This window comes from Ensifer sp. R1-3, assembly GCF_056739175.1.
Genome location: NZ_CP096517.1, coordinates 1,157,072 through 1,175,262, shown reverse-complemented (window position 1 = coordinate 1,175,262; position 18,191 = coordinate 1,157,072). Strand labels below are relative to the sequence as shown.

Below are 18,191 nucleotides of genomic sequence, written 5' to 3'. Positions count from 1 at the left end.
ACAAAAACTTGACACAGGAATAGGCGCCGTCCGTCGCAGATGCCGCGAAGGTCGTGATTGAATGCATAGAGCGGGATGAAGAAAGTGTGCGGTTTTCTGCTCGAAGCCCGATCTAACCTATTGGAATCGATCACGTTCATGATTTTAGGTCGACCCGGCCTAAGATCATCGTGATCTTGTGTGCCTTGAACTGCGGAGAGAATGGCAGAAGCGATAGCACTCGACAAACGAGCAATCTTGCGGCTAGGCATGAATCAGATTTGGCCTTAACCGAAACTGATTCCATGGAACTCCCAAAACTGCCCCTCAATGCATTGCGTGCCTTCGAGGCATCGGCGCGGCACTGCAGCTTCACCCGTGCGGGACTGGAGCTACGGGTTTCGCAGACTGCAATCAGCCATCAAGTGAAGTCGCTCGAGGATCTGCTTGGCGTCAAGTTGTTCCGCCGGCTGCCCAGGGGCCTTGCCCTCACCGATGAGGGGTCGGCGCTTGCCCCGGTAATGAGCGATGTATTCAAGCGCATGTGCGCGACCCTAAGCCGTTTCGAGGAAGGAAATTTCCACGAAGTCGTGACCGTTGGCGTCGTCGGCACCTTTGCAATTGGGTGGCTCATGGAGCGGTTGCCGGATTTTCATGATGCACATCCGAGCCTGGACCTGCGCATCCTGAGCAATAACAACCGCGTCGATCTGGCCGGCGACGGTCTCGACTTCGCGATCCGGTTCGGCGACGGGTCATGGCATGGCACGGACGCAATGCACCTGTCGGCCGCACCGCTATCGCCAGTCTGCTCGCCTCAGATTGCAGCTCGGCTGAAGGAACCGGTCGACCTCGCTCGAATCGAGCTGTTACGTTCGTACCGATCTGATGAGTGGGCGCAATGGTTCCGGGCAGCGGGAGCCCAGCCTCCAATCCTGCGCGGCATGGTTTTCGATACCTCGCTGGCGCTGGCAGAGGCGGCCGCCCGGGGCTCAGGTGCAGCCCTTCTGCCGATAACCATGTTCGGGCATTATCTCGAGAGCGGGCGTCTGGTGCAGCCTTTCGACATCACGGTTGCAGCGGGTGACTACTGGCTGACATGGCTGAAGTCACGCCAGTTCACCAGGGGTATGATCGCGTTCAAGTCGTGGCTGAAGCAACAGTTGCCCGACCCTTCCGGCGTGCTATAGGCGGCAGCGTGGCGGCGAGGTAGGCACGCCTGCTCTCGCGATCTCTGCCTTCAAGCTGGTCGCCGCGCCCTCATATTAAAGGGCGAGCTCGCTGTCCTTGATGTCGCTGATCGGTGCGAGCATCGAAAGTTCGAACGGGCGCAACGCGCTGCGGGCGGCTGTGAGGTGCGGCCAATCGGGATTGACGAGCGCGCCGCGGCCCAGCGCGATCATGTCCGCTCCTGATTCCATCACCTGTTCAGCGCGCGCAAGATCGTGCAGGCTGCCATTGGCGATGAGGAAGAGACGCGGCGCATGGCGGCGGGCAAGCGACACGAGAGAAATTTCGCCCCCTTCGAAGGCCGGTCGCCATGCTTCGAACTCCGTCACATGAGCGAAATCAGCCGGGCTCTCGGCCAGTGCCTCGAATACTTTCGCCGCGCCCTGTTCCCGCTCTGCCCATTTGTGCCGGAAGTCGTTGACCTTCCCCTGAGAGAGACGCAGTCCGAGCGGCACCGATGGGCCGATCGCCGCGCGCACGGCCTTGAGCACCTCGAGCGACAGGCCGAAGCGAGCGACGATGTCGCCACCCCAACGGTCCCGGCGATGGTTGGTGTAGTCTGTGAAGAACTGATCCAGGAGATAGCCGTTGGCGCCGTGGATCTCGATGCCGTCGAATCCGGCGACCTCGATCGCCAGGCGCGCCGCACCGGCGAAGCCCTCAATCGCCGCGGCGATCTCTGCTTCGCTGATCTCGCGCGGCATGGCATAGGGACCGTCGCCGCGGTAGCCGGTCATCTGACTGCCCTTCGGGCGGATCGCCGAGGGACCGATTGTGTCGGAACGATAAGGATTGCCCTGCGACAGCGCGCCGCCATGCATGAGTTGTGCGAAGATGCTGCCGCCGGCCGCATGGACCGCATCGACGGCGCGGCGCCAGGCATCCGCCTGTTCCCGGTCGGTCAGGCCAGGCTGACGCGAATAGGTCTGCGCATAGGCCTTGTCGGTGTAGATGCCTTCGCTCGTCACCAGGCTGAAGCCGCCGCGTGCGAAGCGCTGATAGTAGCGCACCATGCGTTCGCCCGACACACCAGCGCACGAGGCGCTGATGCGTGTCATCGGCGCGACCGACAGGCGGTTGGCGAAATCGAGACCTTTGAGGCTGGTACCGGTGAAGACCGGTGAGGGGATGATCGCCGGTGCGTTCATGTCAGTGGCTCCCGTCGAGCGCAATCGCCTCGATCTCGATCATTGCTTTTGGCGAATAGAGCGAGGAAACCTCGATGATGCTGTCTGCGGGATAGGGCGCGGAGAACCACTTGCGGCGCAGCTCTACGATCTTTGCGAAGTTTTCCATGGAGCGCAGGAAGATCGTGACCTTGACGACTTTGTCGAGCCCAGAACCGGCGGCCTTCAGGGCGCGATCGAGATTGCCGAAAGCCTGCTCGGCCTGGCGATCGAAGTCGCCTTCGCCGACGATCTCGCCATTGTCACCGATCGCCGCCTGACCCGAAACGAAGACGAAGCCGTTAGCCTTGATTGCCTGCGAGAGCAGGAACGGCGCATAAGGATCTGGCTTCGTGACGACCTGTTCGAGAAACATGGGGTGTCCTTTCATGCTTGAGTCTGTCTCAGCTCGGCACTGTCGCCTTGCTTGTCGAGGGCAATATGTTGGTCCCCTCGTGCATTGACAAAGGAACATTTCTCAGTCGATAGATGAGATGTACTCATGCGTGGGGAAGTGATGAGAAAGCTGCCGCCACTTGGCGCATTGCGCGTCTTCGAGGCTGCTGCCCGCCGGCTGAGCTTCAAGGACGCTGCCGAGGAACTCAACGTTTCCGCGACCGCCGTCAGCCACCAGATCCGCCAGCTGGAGGAGATGCTGAACGTCAAGCTCTTCGAGCGCGCAACGCGGCAGGTGCATCTGACCGCCGCGGGAAAGACGCTGTTTCCAGTGCTGCGCGAGGGCTTGGATCGCTTCGAACAGGCGATCGCAGACGTGCACCGCCAGCAGGCAGGCCAGGTGGCGCGGCTCACTTCCACCGTCGCGTTCGTAGCGAAGCGGCTGGCGCCGCTCGCGGGTTCGTTTCGCGAGATGTATCCCGATTGGACGTTGCGACTCGACGCCTCCAACCGGGCCGTCGATCTGGAGGCAGATGCGGACGCCGCCATCCGTTTCGGTGGTGGGAACTATCCGGGCCTCGTCACGGAGCCGCTTTTTGCGGATCGCTTTGCGCCGGTCTGCGCGCCGAGCCTCGCTCAGACCAGCGCTGCTGATCTCCGGCTTGCGACGCTCATCCATTTCGATTGGGGTCCGGCACGGCGTGACGATCCGCGCGCACCTGTGTGGCGGCAATGGCTGGCACGGGCCGGCGTCGAGGACATTGACGCGAGTGCGGGTATTTCCTTCACCGACGAGATCCATGCGGTCCAGGCCGTGGTGGCCGGGCAAGGGATCGGGCTGCTGAGCCTTACGCTGGTGGCGGAGGAGCTTGCCTCCGGCATCCTCGTCCAACCATTCGAGTTATCGCTTGAAGGCGACCGCTACGATCTCGTCTACAGCCCGCGCATGGCGGACCGGCCTGCGACGCGCGTGCTGCGCGACTGGGTGATGGCGCAGTTCGGCGGCACGGTCCATCAACTCGGCCCACGGCCAGCTTCGCAGCCTCGCGCTTAGAGTAGAGCGTTGAAGCTACGCCCATCCGCACGGAAAACCGTTTCGCCCTTTCCTGGAAGTGCTCTAACGGACCTCAGGCATCGTGACCGGCATGCCAGCCGACAGCGCCTGCAATCGTAGTTCGCTGCCAGTCAGATCAGCAACCGTGCCGCTCGTCCTTGCTTGCGTTCCGCATTGTTGTAATAGGTCGCCGCCTGCGTCACTGACTTATGCAGTGACCGGGTGCATCGCTTCTCGCCGCGGGATACTTAGGTTTGCCGCCCCGGTCAGATAGCCGGATCTTAGGCCATGAGCCGGCCGGGTCGTCAAGTACAGGATCGTCGTCAACGAGGTCATCTACACGCAATCCCGCAACTTCGGACCGAGGCCGCCCGCCAGAAGCAAACGCGGTCAAAATCAGCGCGCGATGACGCACGTCAACCAGCCGATCGCCGGCACAGGCTTCGAGAAGTTTTGCGAGTACGTCGCCGGTGACTGCCTTCCGGCTCTTGCGCTGCCGTGGCCGAGCGCTGGCGAGGACGGCAAGCCGCAGGGTGGATTCCAGCGACGGCGCGCCGAAAGCGCCGGTCAGGCCGCGCCAGCGGGTGAGGATCGACCAGGTGGTCAGCCGGCGGCGCACCGTCCCCGGTGCGTGCGGGCGCAGGGCACGCAATCCGGCCGCGGACCTCCGCCGGCATGCCGTGGGTAAGGTCCTCCTTGCGCTTAACCGGATGCCACAGGTGATGGGCAACGAATTCCGGGGGCAGCGATTCCGGCGCAGCCCCGGGGGAGGGCGCTCCCGTTGCGAGCCGGCACCAGGCCTGGATAGCCGAGCTCCGTGAGCGTATTTTCGACCATGCCCTCACTGGCGAGGTGCTTGAGGGTCGCCAGGTCGTCGTCGGTCAGCAGCGCGGCGAGCTGGTCGCGCCGGTCGAACGGCAGTATGGCGTCGAGCGCCGCGCCGCGGCTGGCAATGGCTGTCGATGGCACGATCGTCATCGCGGCAGCCCGTCTTCGTCATAGAGATCATCGTGGGCCGGCGTCATATCATGTTCCCGGCCCGCTTTCCTTCCGCAGCGCGCAAATGGCGTCAGTCTTGCAGGGTGCCTCACGTGCGACTATATTTTGCCTCAAGTGAGCGGAGATCAACAAATGTTAGCTTTTGAGAATGTTGCCGATGTCTTGGGTTTGCCGGCGAAGGAAGCGGCAGCCCGCTCTCCGCTCGGACTGATTACGCGCATAGAGGGAGGGTTGCCCGTCGCGGCATTGGAGCGCGTGGTCCACCTTCTGGCTCCCAATGACAGCCAGTTCAAGTATCGCTTGGTGCCGAAGGCGACCTATGAACGCCGAAAGGCGACGCTTCGGCTCTCACCGGACGAGGGGATGCGCGTCGCGCGTGTCGCCCGTGTCTGGAATCTGGCGCTGGATGTTTGGCAAAGCGAGGAGGAGGCCCGTGATTTCCTGTTTCGGCCTCACCCCATGCTTGAGGACAAACGTCCGATTGATGTGGTCATTCAGAGTGAGATCGGCGGCGAACTCGTCCTGGAAACCCTCGCAAGCCTGAAGTACGGCAGTGCTGCGTGAGCGCCCAGATTCTTGATCGGACGCTGTCGGCGTTTCGAATAGGCGACCCGAAAGGGACCTATCCCATATTCGACGCAACCGGCTCAACCATAGCCCCGGGGCGCTGGAACACGCCGGCAAGTCCGATCATCTACAGCAGCGGGCACTATTCAACGGCGGTGCTCGAAAAGCTGGTGCATGGCAGCGGCCGATTGCCGCCAAACCAGCACTACGTTGAAATCACAATACCGCGCCGCTTGACCTATGAGGTCTTTTCGCCGTCGGACCTCCCAGGCTGGGATACGATGCCGCCAACAGTGAGCAGGGGATTTGGCGAGCAATGGTGTCTCGAAAGGAGGAGCGCAATCTTGCTGGTCCCCAGTGTTGTCGCCCGGCTCGACCGCAATATTTTGATAAATCCAGCTCATCCGGAGTTCCCTGAAATACAGGTCAGCCTGCATCAGCCGGTTTACTGGGATCGACGCCTCTTCGGATCGTAACTGTGCGGGGCACCGCGCCTGCTCGGCTCAGATGATCATACTGGCCGCTCTGCCCTGTTTACGGTCGGCGTCATCGTCTTTGTTCGCCACCTGCGTGGCGGGCTTTGCTTTTATCGTTTCCGAAGGAGGTCTATCGCGATTTTGCCACTCTCATTGATCAATTTCCCAATCAGGAATTCCAAGGAGGAGGGATCGTGGAAGTCAGCGCCAGTGACAGTGAGCTCGTCGCGGTGATGAGACAGTATTTGTCGCCAAAGCCGAGCTGGAGAGCTTGAAAGCACAACTGGAGGCGGCACGACAGAGCCGGCGAGGCGATCGCGTACTCCACGCTTCTCGTTAGAACGCTGAGCACGCCGCCGACCTGCAGCGCTCGCATCGCCTCAAGAGAGAGAGGGCGTCGCTGATGCAGCGTGCTGAAGTCTGGGGCAGGGCAGCATCGGGTGCTGACGAGCACGATAGATGGGACGCGGAAGCGGAGTTGGAAGAATTGCGGTCGTTTGAGAAGCGGACCGATGCTCTCTTCCGTACTTAGTCACGCTTAGACGATCAGCCGGGCCGCTCGTCCATTCTTCGCTCCGCGTTGTTGTAGTAGCTCGCCACTTGGGTCACCGATTTGTGCAGTGACTGCTGCCTCGCTTCCGGCAGGGAAACACCGCGGTTTGCCGCCTCCGTCAGATAACCGGATCTCAGGCCTTGTCCCGAAAACAGCGCCGGATCGAGGCCGGCTGTTTGCAGCGGGCTTTCAGGGCCAGGTTGCGCCCTCCCGGATCATCTCGTCAGATTGACAAATGTGCTACTGAGTAGCAAATTAGGCTCAAAGGAGTTAAACCGATGAGTGTCAAATCGTCGATTTCGCTGACCGACCAGCAGGATGCGTTTGCCCGTTCGCTGGTGGAGAGCGGGCGGTATTCCAGCATGAGTTCCGTTCTTCAGCAGGGCCTAGAACTGCTTCGCCAAAAGACGGAAACTGAGACCGTCGAAACGGCAGCGCTTGGCGAATTGGTCCAGCGGCGATTGAACGGACCAATGATTTCTGCGACCGAAATGGAAAGCCGCGTCGCGGCAATGATTGAGCGGAAGCGACGGGTTGTTCGTGTGGACTCTTGAATATTCTGAGGATGCCGAACGGGATTTCGAGTTGATCTTCGATCATCTGTTTGACGCCTATGTCGAACTCGGGGACTCGCCTGACGAGGCTGTGGAGCGCACAGCTGAACGGATCCGCAAATTGCGTGTCGAAACCGATCGTCTAGTCGATACGCCCTATATCGGGACTCTGCGGCCTGATATTCATTCCGGAATCCGGTTTCTTCGGCGGGACAAGGCGGCTATTTGGGTTCTACGGGCAGAACATAGCCGCACAATCATTGTCGCGGCAATTTTCTACGGCGCGCAGGACCACATCAGAAATATGCTCGCACGTATGCTTGCGGGATAAGGTCCCTACAGCCCCGAGGCCGTCGTCAGATTGACCCTAAATCGGTCGCGTCGGCGCTGCGATTTGCGGGTCATGGCCGAGCTGCTTTTGCACATTTCTCTCCGCCTTTGGCATGGAGACGCTGCGCGACTTGCCCGACCTCGAATGGTTGGAGGAAGCGGTACTGCTCAGCTCGGCCGGCAGGCGCTCGTAGAAGAGGAGTTCGCGGAGGCAGGTTCGGATGGTGACGACCAGGGCTAGCCCAAGCTCATCTGGTTGCGGCGAACCGGCCAAGTGCACTCCGCTTCCCGCAGAGGGCGGCTACTCGATCATATAGCCCAGCGCCCGATCACCTGCGCGTCGCTTCGCAGCCATGCGGGCCAGAACCGGAACGGTGTTGCGACATAATCAACGACCACGACGTCTTTCTTGTCATCGTGCTGGCGATGCAGACGGCCGATATACTGTGCCAGGGTCCGCTTCCAGGCGATCGGCATCGTCAAGAACAACGTGTCGAGCCGGGCATCATCGAAGCCTTCGCCGATATAGCAGCCCGTCGCAAGGATCAGGCGCTCAGCGTCGTGAGGGACATTCAAGCCGCACTGGCTTGCTTGCGGTCTTTTGCGGACATGCCGCCGCGCAGCACTACGAGATTTCTCACCAACTTTGATGCCTGGCCCGGGCGACCATTCCATTTTCGTTCGCATACCCGCCTATAGCGGCATCGAGTCTAACGGCGAGTGAACCACACAAATTAAGGAAGGCCCCAATCAAATGCCAAACGACACCCGGATGCCCGCCCGGTGTCGGGGCACCTCAAGCGTCCGTTGTTAGACCAGGCGATACCTTGTAGGTTGGAACGACACCCTGGAGATTGGAACATGGCGCTCAAGCGGATGGACAACGTCGGAATCGTCGTCGAAGACCTCGAAGGAACGATTGAGTTCTTTCGCGAACTCGGCCTCGAGCTCGAAGGAAAGGCCACGATCGGAGGAGAATGGGCCGGACGTGTCACTGGGCTGGGCGATCAGCATGTCGAGATTGCGATGATGCGCACGCCTGATGGACACAGCCGGCTTGAGCTCTCCCGCTTCCTCACGCCACCTATCGTCGCAGATCACCGGAACGTCCCGGTCAATTCCCTGGGCTACCTGCGCGTCATGTTCACCGTAGACGACATCAGCGAGACGCTGGAGAGGCTCCGCACCCGCGGCGCGCAGCTCGTAGGCGAAGTCGTCGACTATGAAGACGTATATCGGCTTTGCTACATCCGTGGCCCCGGAGGACTTCTCATCGGACTCGCCCAGGAACTCGGCTGAGCGCGATGTTAAGACAAGTAGCGAAGGGTGACCCAATGTCAGCGAGCGCGTCCGGGACCGACGTGATATAGTAGTTTACTCAACTTTGGTCCGCGATGATCGCTCTGAGTGGCCGACGTGGCTGCACGGGATAAAGGTTCGTAGTGGCAGCTGGACAGGAGCAGGATCATGAAGGACGAGCGTCTCTCGGTACAGAAGTCTCGTCATGATGGTTTCGGCGAACTGCGGGTTCATCTGGCGAGCAACTTTCAGCGCGGCTTCGCATTTATCCTGGAAGGCTTTAAGACCTAATCGAGGTATTCCATGCCGTGAGTTTTCATGACGCAAGCGATGTCGAACATGTCGCGGGGCTGCATCGCGGCGCCGCGGTGTAAACCTTCTTTGCGATGATCTCGCCGGGGGTCTCGAGCAGAACCTGTCGGCCGCGCACCTCCGCTCTCACGGCCGCGTTGCCGGCAGGCTGCGGGCACAAGTCGATCTCGCCAACATTCTCGAAAACAATCTTCAATGTCCGCGATCCATCGGACTCATAGCCGTCAGGGTTGATGTCGAGAGCGTATCCCTGTGTCTTCGGATTCAGATATGGCAGAAGTTGCGGATCATCTAGGAAAATGTCGACGTCGAAACTCTCATGGTGATGGATCTGGAGCATCAGGGCCGTACCGCCCCCAAAAAGTCCAACCGTCGATCATAGTAAGTTCGGAGTTTGCTTGTTCGATGATGCGGCAAGCCTGTTCAAACAGGTCGCTCCATCTGCTGACCGGGTGTTCGACCAACTACGCCGCCCGCGCCAAAGGGAGGGGATAGCCAGCAAGTGCCGAGAACTTCCGCGCTAGATCGGAGGCGGCCATGGGATCAACGTGCATTTCGTCCAGGAACGAGATCTGAAGACTTTCGTCGACCTCGGAAAAGAAGGAAAATGCTGAACGATCGAAAGAGACTGCGCTGGCAGGATCGGAAATCTTCGACGCCAGCTGCTCAGCCGAAAGGGTTGTCCCATAAGCGGCGTTGACAGTGGACAGAACCTTTACTGCAACGATCGACATCTTCCTGAAACATAGAACACCTGGAATTCTACACATACTGCGGCGATGTCTGCGAAACAAGGATCGCAGGCGAAGAGGTAGACTCCGGCGAACTTGAGTTCTGCCGGGGCCGCACGCGACGGCCGCAGGCTTTCCGGATGGTTTTTGTTTCGGCGTTCTGTTTAGGAGGAAGGCTGGCGGAGGAAGGCTGGCGGATCGTTAGGTCAGTCCGGCCGCAACGGCTCTGAAGCTTCCTTCCCGGCCGAAAAAGATCGCCGGAAATGTCGATGGCGACGACATGTCATGAGAACGTGTCGATGGGATCACAATTTATCGACATGTCGCGTCGTCAGCAATGCCGGTGGGCGCAAATTTCCGCCTGCCGACGGCTTCAAAGCACGCTGACGTGGCTCGGATGCCTCGCCACGCAGCATCCCTTGGACTGGTAAGCGGTGCGCCCGCTCCGACCCGCTCGGTCCGGCCGACAGCTCTCCTCCTCGCAGGCCTGTCAGTCACTATGCAGCCCGGTGGATCTTTTCCCGGGCCAGGCTTTTGTCTTTTTCGCAGGAACTCTATCGCGATTTTGCCATCCTCATCGGTCAATTCCTCAAAGAGGAATTCCAAGTAGGAGGGATCGTGGAAATCAGCGCCAGTGACCGCGACCTGATCGCGGTGATGAGACGGTATTTTGCGGCTCAGGCCGAGCTGGAGAGCTTGAAAGCACAATTGGAGGCGGCACGACAGGCGGCCGGCGAGGCGATCGGCGTGTTCTACGATCCCCGCCAGAACGCCGAGCACGCCGCCGGCCTGCAACGCTCGCATAGCTTGAGGGAAGATGACGTCGCTGATGCAGCGTGCTGAGGCCTGGGGCAGGGCAGCATCGGGTGCTGACGAGCACGAAAGATCGGCGGCGGAAGCGGAGCCGGAAGAATAGGGGTCGTTTGAGAACCGAGCCGATGCTCTCTTCGGGCGTAGTTACGCTTAGACGATCAGCCGGGCCGCTCGTCCATTCTTTCGTTCCGCATTGTTGTAATAGCTGGCCGCCTGGGTCACCGATTTGTGCAGCGACTGCTGCATCGCCTCTGGAAGAGGGATGCCGCGGTTTGCAGCCTCGGTCAGATAGCCGGACCTCAGCCCATGGGCCGAAAACAGCGCCGGATCAAGGCCGGCCTGTTCACAGCGTGCTTTCAGGACCAGATTGACAGACTGCGGCGTCAGCGCCCGTCGGTCGAGGTTGCCCCACTGATCGATGCGCCGGAACACCGGGCCGTCCTTGATTTGCGCGTCGGACAGCCATCGCTTCAACACGGTCACCGGCCGGCCGATCAACAGCACATGTTCGTTCTCATCGGCGGTCGTCGTCTTGGTGCGGCCGAGGCGGATCGACAGGCAGGGCAGGGGAGGGGAGTTTTCGTCGGCGGGATTGGCGCGCACCGGCTCCTCGTCGGCGAGATCCTCGACGCGCAGCGCCGCCACTTCCGAACGGCGCCGGCCGCCGGAAGCGAAGGCGGCTAAAAGCAGTGCCCGGTCGCGTGCATCCACAAGTCTATCACCGGCGCAGGCCTCAAGCAGTTTCGTCAGGATATCGAGGGTTACCGCCTTCTTGCTCTTGCGCTGGCGCGGGCGGTTGCTCGCCTTGACCGCCAGCCTCACTGCGCTCTTCAGCGACGGTGCACCGAAGGCGCCGGTGAAACCGCGCCAACGGGTGAGGATCGACCAGGAGGTCAGCCGCCGCCGCACCGTGCCCGGCGCGTGTGGCCCGTCGGCCCTGAGCAGGCGCTCGGCGCGCAATCCGACCTCGACATCGGCCGGCATGCCGTGGGCCGCGTCCTCGGCGCGCTTGACCGGATCCCAGAGGTGATGGGCGACGAACTTCAGGAGCAGTGCTTCCGGCGCCGGCCAGGGGAGGGGGTCGCCGGTGGCGAGGCGGCACCAGGCCTCGAGGTAACCGAGGTCGGAGGCCAGCGCGCGTAGCGTATTCTCGCCCATGCCCTCCTGCGCCAGGTGTTTGAGTGTGGCGACGTCGTCGTCAGTCAGCAACGCGGCGAGCTGGTCGCGGCGGTCGAAGGGCAGGATGGCGTCGAGCGCGTCGAGTTCTTCGGCGCGGCTGGCAATGGGTGTCGATGGCACGATCGTCATCGCGGCAGCCTGTCTTCGTCATAGAGATCATCGTGCGCCGACGTCATATCATGTTCCCGCCTCGGATTTCCTTCCGCAGCGAGCATCCAAACCGCGTCGACCGAAGAGACTTTTCCATCCTCAACCAGTTTGCTGCCCGGGCGGTGGGCCGTGTCAGGAAGAGTCTCTGCGATTTCGTCTGAGGGGGAATCATCCCCTCCCGAAAAGGAGCTGAGCTGAGCTATAGGCCATCCGGCCCGGCACACATAGACTTCGTCCTGCCGGCACGCCAAATCGATCAGCTCTTCCAGCCGTTCTGCCGCCTCCTCGATGTCTATGAATATCTTCATCGGCATCGCTACCAAACCCGTTCATGCAGCACCGCATCGAAGGCGCCGTCGACTGAAACAAGGGCGCAATGTTCGAGCCGCGCCTGTGCGGCGAGTATGCGGTCCCACGGATCGCGGTGATCCCATTCGAAAGCGGCCGCCAGTTCGGCATGCAAATCGGTGATGGCGAGGGTCTGCAAACCGCTAGCCGAGACTGCGGCACGCAACTCCTGTGGTTTGAGATCAAGCTTTTTCAGGCGCATCTTGTTGTCCAGCTCGTAGAAGGAGACAGCGCTGACAAGGATGGTGTTTGCCTTGTCCTCAATCAGCGATCGTGCCGTTAAGGAAAGGCGGTCACTGCCGATTGTCCACCAGTAGACCGCGTGGCTGTCGAGCAGCACCTTCATTTGGAGGTCTCGCGGCCGTCGGGTCCGCCCCGCCAGATGCCGACATCGTCATTCCAGTCGCCGGCGTCGATTGCAGCCTGCTCAGCGTCGACCTCGTCGAACAGGTCATCAGGCAGACCGCGCTGCCGAAGGAGGCCGAAGGGGCGTTTTCCGCCATCGGCCGGCCCGATGCGTGCATAGACTTCGTTGCCGCGCATAATCGTGATTTCCTCGCCCTGGTTGGCGCGTTCGAGCACCTCGGCGAAATGCTTGCGGGCTTCACTGATCTTGTACGTGGTCTGGGGCATCAGGGCCTCCGTCATTCGACGCGTATGGCCACCATATCATTAGTTTGAGAAGCGTACAACCACGATGTACATCTCACTATCGATACTGGGGCCCTATCGATAGTGAGAGGGCGTAAGAAAATCAGCGTTTGAGTGACGGAAGGAAGATCGACGTTAGCTTCTGTTTATGAGATTTAGGACGTTAGTTCATATGGTTAAAGATCTCTGACTTACCCATTTTTCCGTACGTGGGGGTGAGAGAAGAACTGACCGCGAGTCCCAACTAACGTGAGCGCTAAACCGCTCAACGGGAGGTTCGGGGATCGTTTGACAAGCCGAGCCGCAGTTGGCTAACCAAAATTTTCATCCGTCTTTTCTGTAGGTCTGCAACTTATTCTCAACTTCCGAAGACGACGCCAATTTTAGCTTGAGAAACAGGCATGTAAATTCATACGCTGCGCTGTGATTCCGTTGCCTCCAAACGCTGCTAGGAACTCTGAATGATCAAGGACTGGGTAGTCTTGAAACAGGGCGTGCCGCCCTTGCCAGAAGATCTGATGCTGGCGCGAGACAAAGGCGACGTTCTCTTTATCGTTGGGGCAGGTGCATCCTACGCAGCCCCGTCGCACTTGCCCGACTTCAAGGGCCTCGTTGCTGAGATATATACCGAGATCGACCCGTCCATGTCATCGGCCATCGCCGCAGTTCGTGCCGGAACGGCTTGGGACGCGGTAACAGATCCCCTGGATGACAGGCAGCGAACCGAACTCAAATTTTTTGACAGAGGTGAGTACGACGTCGTCCTTGGCATGCTTGAGCGACGTATCGATGGAGACCCTGGCCAAGCAAGCACCTTGCGCACGGCAACCGACAAGGTCCTCAAGCGAACAACGACGCCGAACGGCCTTCACACGTCTTTAGTCCGGCTCGGTCAGCGCTTCGGTAAAACCCTGCTGGTTACGACCAATTTCGACCGCCTCCTGGGCGTAGCGGCGAAGCGCGCCAAGTATTCTGATAGGTCCTTCGCGCTCGGTGAAATCCCGAATCCCAGTCGGCGAACCGACTTCACCGGCATCCTACATATTCATGGCAAGCTGTCGCTCGGGAAAGACCCTGCGTCCGGACTGATCCTTACCGATCAGGATTTCGGTGATTTCTACCTCAGGCGTCATATTGTGACGTCATTCCTCTACGATGCGGCCCGCATCTTTCATCTCGTCCTCGTTGGGTACAGTGCCAACGACTCGCCTGTCCGCTATCTGCTGAATGCGATCGCTGCTGACGAGCGACATTTCGTCGATCTCAAGCCCCGATATGCTTTTGTTGGTTGCGACACTTCGGATCAGCGCACCCCTGTTGAGTGGTCTTCCAGGGGCATAACGCCAATTCCCTACGATCCGGCCCACGGTCACCTGGCGCTCGGTCAGGTCCTGGAGGAGTGGGCAAACATCCTCCCAGAAAAGAAGAACGCCGCGCTCTTGAGGAAGAAGCTCGCGCAGATCGCGGCTACGGATTTCGAAACAGACGTGGGCAAGGCGGCGCAATCCATGCTGCGATATGTGGTGCGCCGGTCGACATCGATCGAAAGGAACGATGTTTTGGTAACGCTTTCGAACACCGGCGCGTCACCGAGGTGGGTGACCTTCGTCAACCAGTTAATCCTTGAGGGCAGAGGAGTGTAGCTCATGCCACGTCGTCCGAGACTGAAGGATGCCGGCGCCTATGTGTACCAGAGCACTCGCGCCTTCTTCGCCGATCGCCTTGCTGAACGTGAGACGCTTCAATGGGCAATCGACTTGACTCACGAGCAAACCACCGAGCAGGCCGCTTTGCGCGACCTCTTCGAGTTAAGGCAGGAGAACCTGAGCGCGGTCTACAAGGAGGCTTGGCGGTGGATTTTCGAATACTGGCAGCGGCCCAATTATGATGATCTCGAAGATCGCTTCTATGTCCGCAGAGCGCTCAAGGCAAAATCGGCACACCCGGAATTGATCCGCATTATCGTTTCCCAGGTGAAGCCATGGATAAATGTCGAAGATCGATCCAAGCGCTCCGCGATCTATGGGGAGAGCGCTTCGAAGACGCCGAGAACCGTGAACCATCTGTTGTCGCTGTCGGTGACTAGCGGCGAAATCCCGCAGCTCGAAGAGATCGGATTCAGCGAAATCGATGATGACAGCTTTCTCATCGAGCTTGCAAATCAACTCGACACCGCGCTGCTTTCCGGCCTCTTTCTGGCGAAGCGGATCGGATTTATTACTGATCGGGCAGACAGCACCAATTGGCAGGTACGGCGCGTCTATTTGGTGCCGGCAGCGCAATATCCGGCAGGAGGGGGCGAGCCGGATCGCCATGCGCGCGGCTTCGCGCCGATTTCCAAGCTGCTTTATTCCCTGATCGAACGGCTAGCCGAGCTTGATCTCGGTGCGGCCAAGCGGATCATCGCCGGTTGGGATCTTGGGCGCTGGAAACTGCATAAACGCCTATGGGCCGCGAGCGCCAGGGACCGGAGACTTGTGGACGCGACCGAGGTGGGCGAGTTCCTGACCTCCCTGACCGACCAGGAGTTTTGGCAGGCGGGTTCTTTCCCGGAGATTGCCGAATTGCGCGCCACGCGTTGGAACGAGCTAGACGATGCCGCCACGAGGTTGCTGGAAAAGCGTCTGTTGCGAGGTCAGCCCTTGGCGATGCTCCCCGCGCGGCTGACCGAGGACGAGGCGTCGGGTGCCATCAAGCGCAACTTGTATACAGAGTTGAGTCGGATCGTGGCCGGTAATGGCCTTCTCTCCGGCGAGGCGATGGAAACCCTAACTGGGATTGAAAATTCCGGCATCCCTCTTCCGCAGATCGATCAAGTTGCAGCTGGCTTCAACCCCGGTGTTAGGATTTTGGCCTCGGAGCGTCCGACTCAACGAGGCTACCACAAGATCGAGCGATCCAAACTCTTGCGCGAGCTCGACAAGGATCTTGCAGGTGACAACTGGAGCGATAGCCGGCAAGCGGCATCCGATTTCATTCAAGAAAGACCTGACCTGGTGGTCGAGCTCCTCGAAACACAAGGCCTGGCCGAAGGAGACTATAGCAATGTCTGGAACGCGCTGGGTTACTATTTCCGCAGGCGTGGCAAGGAAAACGATACGGGTGACACGGAAATGCTCACGGCCGAGCGCTTGTGCACGATGTTGTCTAGGATCGCAGCTCCAACGCTGCGGGTCAGCATCGAGGGGCTTAGCGAATGGCTGTCAAATTGGGCCGCATCTCTCAGGAACAATCCGGCATTTTTCGAGGCTTGGCACTCTTTATGGCCGGCCGCGGTGGAGAATGCCAACCAAGCAGACGCCAGAGAACAGTCGTTGTCGGACAGGGCGCTGACATCTCCGGCCGGACGGATGGCCGAAGCTTTCAAGAGCGTTTGCCCCCCGAGCATAGGGCGGCGGGGCGCTTTAAATGCCGAGCCGTACGCAAAGGTTCTCAAAGAGATCGAAGACAGTACAGGCGACGCTCGTCTGCAGGCCAGGTATGTCATGATCCCAGCAGTCTCCTATTTTCTGCTCGGGGCGCCTGATTGGACAACCCGAAACCTGATAAAGCCCCTGGCGGAGGCGGAGGGCGCCGAATTGGAACTCTGGACGGCCTTCATCCACGGCGGCATGCCCTACCGAGACGTGGTTGAGGCTTTGGCACAGCCGATTATCAGGGCGGCGATCAACCCCACGCTCTCTGACGATAGCCGTGGAGAACTCGCATCGGTCGTTCTTTGGTCCGCGATGAGCGACCGCTCCAATGGGAAAGAACCGGTGTTCGCCGGCGCTTCGATCCAGCAGCTCTTGCGGATGGGCGGAGAAGTCGCACGTATTCACGCGATCCGGACGATGGAGGACTTTCTTCAGTCCAATGAGGCCAAAGTCCAAACTGCTCCGGAGGTCAGATTCGACAAGGTCGTCCAGCCACTGTTTGAGGAAGTTTGGCCCAAGGAGAAGACGCTTGCCACGAAGGGAACGTCCGATGCGTTCGCATCGCTTCCGGTTGCTGCAGGAAGGCGATTTGCCAAGGCGGTGCATATGGTGCTGCCCTATATGGCACCTTTCGACTGCTGGTCGCTCTCGGAATTTCGGATCTATGATCGTTCCACGGACGAGCGTGACATCACCGCGGTAAAGACAAAGGAAGACGCCACCGCTTTTCTTGTGCTTCTCGATGCCTCCGTAAGTGGTGCCGAAGGTGCGGTCGTGCCGTATGGCCTCGATAAGGGGCTGGATCACCTCAAACAGATTGCCCCGAGCCTTGAGAGGGACGTGGCCTTCCAGCGACTACTTGCATTAGCCCGTCGCTGACGGGGACGACGACCTCTCAAGGGACGGCGGGGCGTGGACGTCGCACCTGTCCGATATCCGTCGGATGCTAAGTGGAAAGAGTTCCTTGTGGCAAAGGCTCATCACTCGAGCCCCCAGTAGCCCCATCGACGTTCCATTCAACGCAGTTCGAGTTTTGCCAGGAACTCGTCCCACTCTCGCTTGGTCATAGCGGTGTCGACCCGGTCGATGCGTTCGCCGGCGAGCATGCGCCGCAGCGCCTTAACCGCCTCCGCGGAAAATGTCGCGGCTTCCAATCGATGCTCGCGAAACGCTTCATAGGTCAGCGGAACCCAATTTTTCAGAATGTCCAACATTATTTCTGCGTACACTCTGATCTCGTATTGCGCGTGTGGATCGGCGCGCAGGCGCAGAAAGTGCAACAGATTATGCAGGTCAGTTTTCCAGTACCACTGGGTATAGAAATTGAGCGACAAGTTCATCCGCGCAAGCTCGCGCGCAAGCCCTTGGTGGTCATCTCGAATAGGCTGACCGCTTTCATTATGGTTTAGCAGATCGAGATAGTGATCATAGTTGCGTTGCGCATCGTCTGTAAGAATGCGCAGCACCTGCTCCGCCTCCTCGGCCCCCACGACCTCGCCGCGCCCCTGACGATTTTGTGCCGATTGTGCTGCCAAATGCTCCGGGGCGGGAATGTAAAACTCTCGATCGAGGATAGAATAGCGTGCCGAGTATTCGTTCACGTTTGCCATCCGATGGCGGATCCACTGGCGGGCGACGAAGATCGGCAACTTTACGTGGAACTTGATTTCCGCCATTTCGAACGGTGTCGTGTGCCAGTGGCGGAGCAGATAGTGGATCAGGCCACGATCTTCAGAAACTTTCTTGGTGCCTCTTCCATAGGAGACGCGCGCGGCCTGCACGACGGCGGTGTCATCGCCCATATAATCGATGACACGTACGAACCCATGGTCGAGAACCGGAATGGCTTGATAAAGAATGTCCTCAAGTCCCTCGGATACCGTGCGGCGTGTCAGTTTCGTAGCATCGCGCGCCTCCTTGATCTCGAGCGATTGTTCGTCTGTAAGAATGGTCATTGTATCTCCGGTCTCCGGCAAGCGTTGGCATAC

20 protein-coding genes and 2 pseudogenes are annotated in these 18,191 nt (G+C 59.7%); 11 read left to right on the top strand and 11 right to left on the bottom strand.

Annotated elements, in window-relative coordinates:
- The first annotated feature begins 284 nt into the window (after window positions 1-284).
- Window positions 285-1,169 carry a LysR family transcriptional regulator gene (locus tag M1D43_RS30570; protein WP_014528096.1) on the top strand — a complete coding sequence of 295 codons (885 nt, stop codon included), beginning with the start codon at window positions 285-287 and terminating at the stop codon, window positions 1,167-1,169.
- A gap of 75 nt (window positions 1,170-1,244) precedes the next feature.
- Here M1D43_RS30570 and M1D43_RS30565 read toward each other — a convergent pair whose 3' ends face one another.
- The gene (locus M1D43_RS30565) at window positions 1,245-2,357 is read right to left on the bottom strand and encodes an NADH:flavin oxidoreductase (RefSeq protein ID WP_153444421.1); all 1,113 of its coding nucleotides are present in this window, start codon (window positions 2,355-2,357) and stop codon (window positions 1,245-1,247) included.
- Window position 2,358: 1 nt separating this feature from the next.
- Window positions 2,359-2,751 carry a RidA family protein gene (locus M1D43_RS30560; RefSeq protein WP_014528094.1) on the bottom strand — a complete coding sequence of 131 codons (393 nt, stop codon included), beginning with the start codon at window positions 2,749-2,751 and terminating at the stop codon, window positions 2,359-2,361.
- 126 nt (window positions 2,752-2,877) lie between these two features.
- Here M1D43_RS30560 and M1D43_RS30555 point away from each other — a divergent pair, with 126 nt between their 5' ends.
- The gene (locus M1D43_RS30555; protein WP_014528093.1) at window positions 2,878-3,825 is read left to right on the top strand and encodes a LysR substrate-binding domain-containing protein; all 948 of its coding nucleotides are present in this window, start codon (window positions 2,878-2,880) and stop codon (window positions 3,823-3,825) included.
- 131 nt (window positions 3,826-3,956) lie between these two features.
- Here M1D43_RS30555 and M1D43_RS30550 read toward each other — a convergent pair.
- Window positions 3,957-4,803: pseudogene (locus tag M1D43_RS30550) on the bottom strand (site-specific integrase).
- A 153-nt stretch (window positions 4,804-4,956) separates the two neighbouring features.
- Here M1D43_RS30550 and M1D43_RS30545 point away from each other — a divergent pair.
- Together M1D43_RS30545 and M1D43_RS30540 are read left to right on the top strand one after the other, a co-directional pair.
- The gene (locus tag M1D43_RS30545; protein WP_014528091.1) at window positions 4,957-5,388 is read left to right on the top strand and encodes an Xre family toxin-antitoxin system antitoxin; all 432 of its coding nucleotides are present in this window, start codon (window positions 4,957-4,959) and stop codon (window positions 5,386-5,388) included.
- Entirely contained in the window at window positions 5,385-5,867 is a 483-nt protein-coding gene (locus M1D43_RS30540) for an RES family NAD+ phosphorylase (RefSeq protein ID WP_337738361.1), read from the top strand. The genes M1D43_RS30545 and M1D43_RS30540 overlap by 4 nt, the downstream gene beginning before the upstream one ends.
- A gap of 538 nt (window positions 5,868-6,405) precedes the next feature.
- On the opposite strand, the pseudogene M1D43_RS30535 reads toward M1D43_RS30540, so the two are convergent.
- Window positions 6,406-6,634 (bottom strand): annotated as a pseudogene (locus M1D43_RS30535) (site-specific integrase); the annotation flags it as partial.
- Between the two features lie 64 nt (window positions 6,635-6,698).
- Here M1D43_RS30535 and M1D43_RS30530 point away from each other — a divergent pair.
- The gene (locus M1D43_RS30530; RefSeq protein ID WP_010968170.1) at window positions 6,699-6,974 is read left to right on the top strand and encodes a ribbon-helix-helix domain-containing protein; all 276 of its coding nucleotides are present in this window, start codon (window positions 6,699-6,701) and stop codon (window positions 6,972-6,974) included.
- Window positions 6,955-7,305: a type II toxin-antitoxin system RelE/ParE family toxin gene (locus M1D43_RS30525; RefSeq protein WP_017265387.1), complete on the top strand. Its 351-nt coding sequence runs from the start codon at window positions 6,955-6,957 to the stop codon at window positions 7,303-7,305. Before M1D43_RS30530 ends, M1D43_RS30525 begins: the two co-directional genes overlap by 20 nt.
- A 308-nt stretch (window positions 7,306-7,613) precedes the next feature.
- Here the strand turns inward: M1D43_RS30525 and M1D43_RS30520 are convergent, their stop codons facing one another.
- Complete coding sequence (locus tag M1D43_RS30520) at window positions 7,614-7,979, bottom strand: P-loop NTPase family protein (protein WP_153444422.1); 366 nt, start codon at window positions 7,977-7,979, stop codon at window positions 7,614-7,616.
- A 186-nt stretch (window positions 7,980-8,165) separates the two neighbouring features.
- Here M1D43_RS30520 and M1D43_RS30515 point away from each other — a divergent pair, with 186 nt between their 5' ends.
- Window positions 8,166-8,603, top strand: coding sequence for a VOC family protein (locus M1D43_RS30515; protein WP_014528088.1), 438 nt, complete (start codon window positions 8,166-8,168; stop codon window positions 8,601-8,603).
- Between the two features lie 168 nt (window positions 8,604-8,771).
- Window positions 8,772-8,894: a hypothetical protein gene (locus tag M1D43_RS30510; protein WP_015241809.1), complete on the top strand. Its 123-nt coding sequence runs from the start codon at window positions 8,772-8,774 to the stop codon at window positions 8,892-8,894.
- Between the two features lie 485 nt (window positions 8,895-9,379).
- Here M1D43_RS30510 and M1D43_RS30505 read toward each other — a convergent pair whose 3' ends face one another.
- Window positions 9,380-9,649 carry a hypothetical protein gene (locus M1D43_RS30505; protein WP_164855303.1) on the bottom strand — a complete coding sequence of 90 codons (270 nt, stop codon included), beginning with the start codon at window positions 9,647-9,649 and terminating at the stop codon, window positions 9,380-9,382.
- A 531-nt stretch (window positions 9,650-10,180) separates the two neighbouring features.
- Between M1D43_RS30505 and M1D43_RS30500 the strand changes: the two genes are divergently transcribed.
- Complete coding sequence (locus M1D43_RS30500) at window positions 10,181-10,489, top strand: hypothetical protein (protein WP_274856064.1); 309 nt, start codon at window positions 10,181-10,183, stop codon at window positions 10,487-10,489.
- Between the two features lie 120 nt (window positions 10,490-10,609).
- Here the strand turns inward: M1D43_RS30500 and M1D43_RS30495 are convergent, their stop codons facing one another.
- From M1D43_RS30495 to M1D43_RS30480, 4 genes are read right to left on the bottom strand one after another with little or no spacing between them, the layout of a single operon-like run.
- Window positions 10,610-11,767, bottom strand: a complete 1,158-nt coding sequence (locus tag M1D43_RS30495) for a site-specific integrase (RefSeq protein WP_498814645.1) — start codon at window positions 11,765-11,767, stop codon at window positions 10,610-10,612.
- The gene (locus M1D43_RS30490) at window positions 11,764-12,102 is read right to left on the bottom strand and encodes a hypothetical protein (RefSeq protein ID WP_274856061.1); all 339 of its coding nucleotides are present in this window, start codon (window positions 12,100-12,102) and stop codon (window positions 11,764-11,766) included. Before M1D43_RS30490 ends, M1D43_RS30495 begins: the two co-directional genes overlap by 4 nt.
- Window positions 12,103-12,104: 2 nt before the next feature.
- On the bottom strand, window positions 12,105-12,482 hold the full coding sequence (locus M1D43_RS30485) for a type II toxin-antitoxin system VapC family toxin (RefSeq protein WP_017263206.1): 378 nt from the start codon (window positions 12,480-12,482) through the stop codon (window positions 12,105-12,107).
- Window positions 12,479-12,769, bottom strand: a complete 291-nt coding sequence (locus M1D43_RS30480) for a type II toxin-antitoxin system Phd/YefM family antitoxin (protein ID WP_014528082.1) — start codon at window positions 12,767-12,769, stop codon at window positions 12,479-12,481. Before M1D43_RS30480 ends, M1D43_RS30485 begins: the two co-directional genes overlap by 4 nt.
- A gap of 479 nt (window positions 12,770-13,248) precedes the next feature.
- On the opposite strand from M1D43_RS30480, the gene M1D43_RS30475 reads away from it, so the two are divergent.
- Together M1D43_RS30475 and M1D43_RS30470 are read left to right on the top strand one after the other, a co-directional pair.
- Window positions 13,249-14,430 carry an SIR2 family protein gene (locus M1D43_RS30475; RefSeq protein WP_434118743.1) on the top strand — a complete coding sequence of 394 codons (1,182 nt, stop codon included), beginning with the start codon at window positions 13,249-13,251 and terminating at the stop codon, window positions 14,428-14,430.
- A gap of 3 nt (window positions 14,431-14,433) precedes the next feature.
- The gene (locus M1D43_RS30470) at window positions 14,434-17,082 is read left to right on the top strand and encodes a hypothetical protein (RefSeq protein ID WP_434118744.1); all 2,649 of its coding nucleotides are present in this window, start codon (window positions 14,434-14,436) and stop codon (window positions 17,080-17,082) included.
- Between the two features lie 137 nt (window positions 17,083-17,219).
- Here M1D43_RS30470 and thyX read toward each other — a convergent pair whose 3' ends face one another.
- Window positions 17,220-18,158, bottom strand: a complete 939-nt coding sequence (gene thyX, locus M1D43_RS30465) for an FAD-dependent thymidylate synthase (protein ID WP_434118745.1) — start codon at window positions 18,156-18,158, stop codon at window positions 17,220-17,222.
- Window positions 18,159-18,191: the final 33 nt, after the last annotated feature.

Coding starts and splice junctions, on each gene's coding strand:
- M1D43_RS30570 (WP_014528096.1), top strand. CDS start 285: ATGGAACTCCCAAAACTGCCCCTCAATGCATTGCGTGCCTTCGAGGCA.
- M1D43_RS30565 (WP_153444421.1), bottom strand. CDS start 2,357: ATGAACGCACCGGCGATCATCCCCTCACCGGTCTTCACCGGTACCAGC.
- M1D43_RS30560 (WP_014528094.1), bottom strand. CDS start 2,751: ATGTTTCTCGAACAGGTCGTCACGAAGCCAGATCCTTATGCGCCGTTC.
- M1D43_RS30555 (WP_014528093.1), top strand. CDS start 2,878: ATGCGTGGGGAAGTGATGAGAAAGCTGCCGCCACTTGGCGCATTGCGC.
- M1D43_RS30545 (WP_014528091.1), top strand. CDS start 4,957: ATGTTAGCTTTTGAGAATGTTGCCGATGTCTTGGGTTTGCCGGCGAAG.
- M1D43_RS30530 (WP_010968170.1), top strand. CDS start 6,699: ATGAGTGTCAAATCGTCGATTTCGCTGACCGACCAGCAGGATGCGTTT.
- M1D43_RS30520 (WP_153444422.1), bottom strand. CDS start 7,979: ATGGAATGGTCGCCCGGGCCAGGCATCAAAGTTGGTGAGAAATCTCGT.
- M1D43_RS30515 (WP_014528088.1), top strand. CDS start 8,166: ATGGCGCTCAAGCGGATGGACAACGTCGGAATCGTCGTCGAAGACCTC.
- M1D43_RS30510 (WP_015241809.1), top strand. CDS start 8,772: ATGAAGGACGAGCGTCTCTCGGTACAGAAGTCTCGTCATGATGGTTTC.
- M1D43_RS30505 (WP_164855303.1), bottom strand. CDS start 9,649: ATGTCGATCGTTGCAGTAAAGGTTCTGTCCACTGTCAACGCCGCTTAT.
- M1D43_RS30495 (WP_498814645.1), bottom strand. CDS start 11,767: ATGACGATCGTGCCATCGACACCCATTGCCAGCCGCGCCGAAGAACTC.
- M1D43_RS30490 (WP_274856061.1), bottom strand. CDS start 12,102: ATGCCGATGAAGATATTCATAGACATCGAGGAGGCGGCAGAACGGCTG.
- M1D43_RS30485 (WP_017263206.1), bottom strand. CDS start 12,482: ATGAAGGTGCTGCTCGACAGCCACGCGGTCTACTGGTGGACAATCGGC.
- M1D43_RS30480 (WP_014528082.1), bottom strand. CDS start 12,769: ATGCCCCAGACCACGTACAAGATCAGTGAAGCCCGCAAGCATTTCGCC.
- M1D43_RS30475 (WP_434118743.1), top strand. CDS start 13,249: ATGATCAAGGACTGGGTAGTCTTGAAACAGGGCGTGCCGCCCTTGCCA.
- M1D43_RS30470 (WP_434118744.1), top strand. CDS start 14,434: ATGCCACGTCGTCCGAGACTGAAGGATGCCGGCGCCTATGTGTACCAG.
- thyX (WP_434118745.1), bottom strand. CDS start 18,158: ATGACCATTCTTACAGACGAACAATCGCTCGAGATCAAGGAGGCGCGC.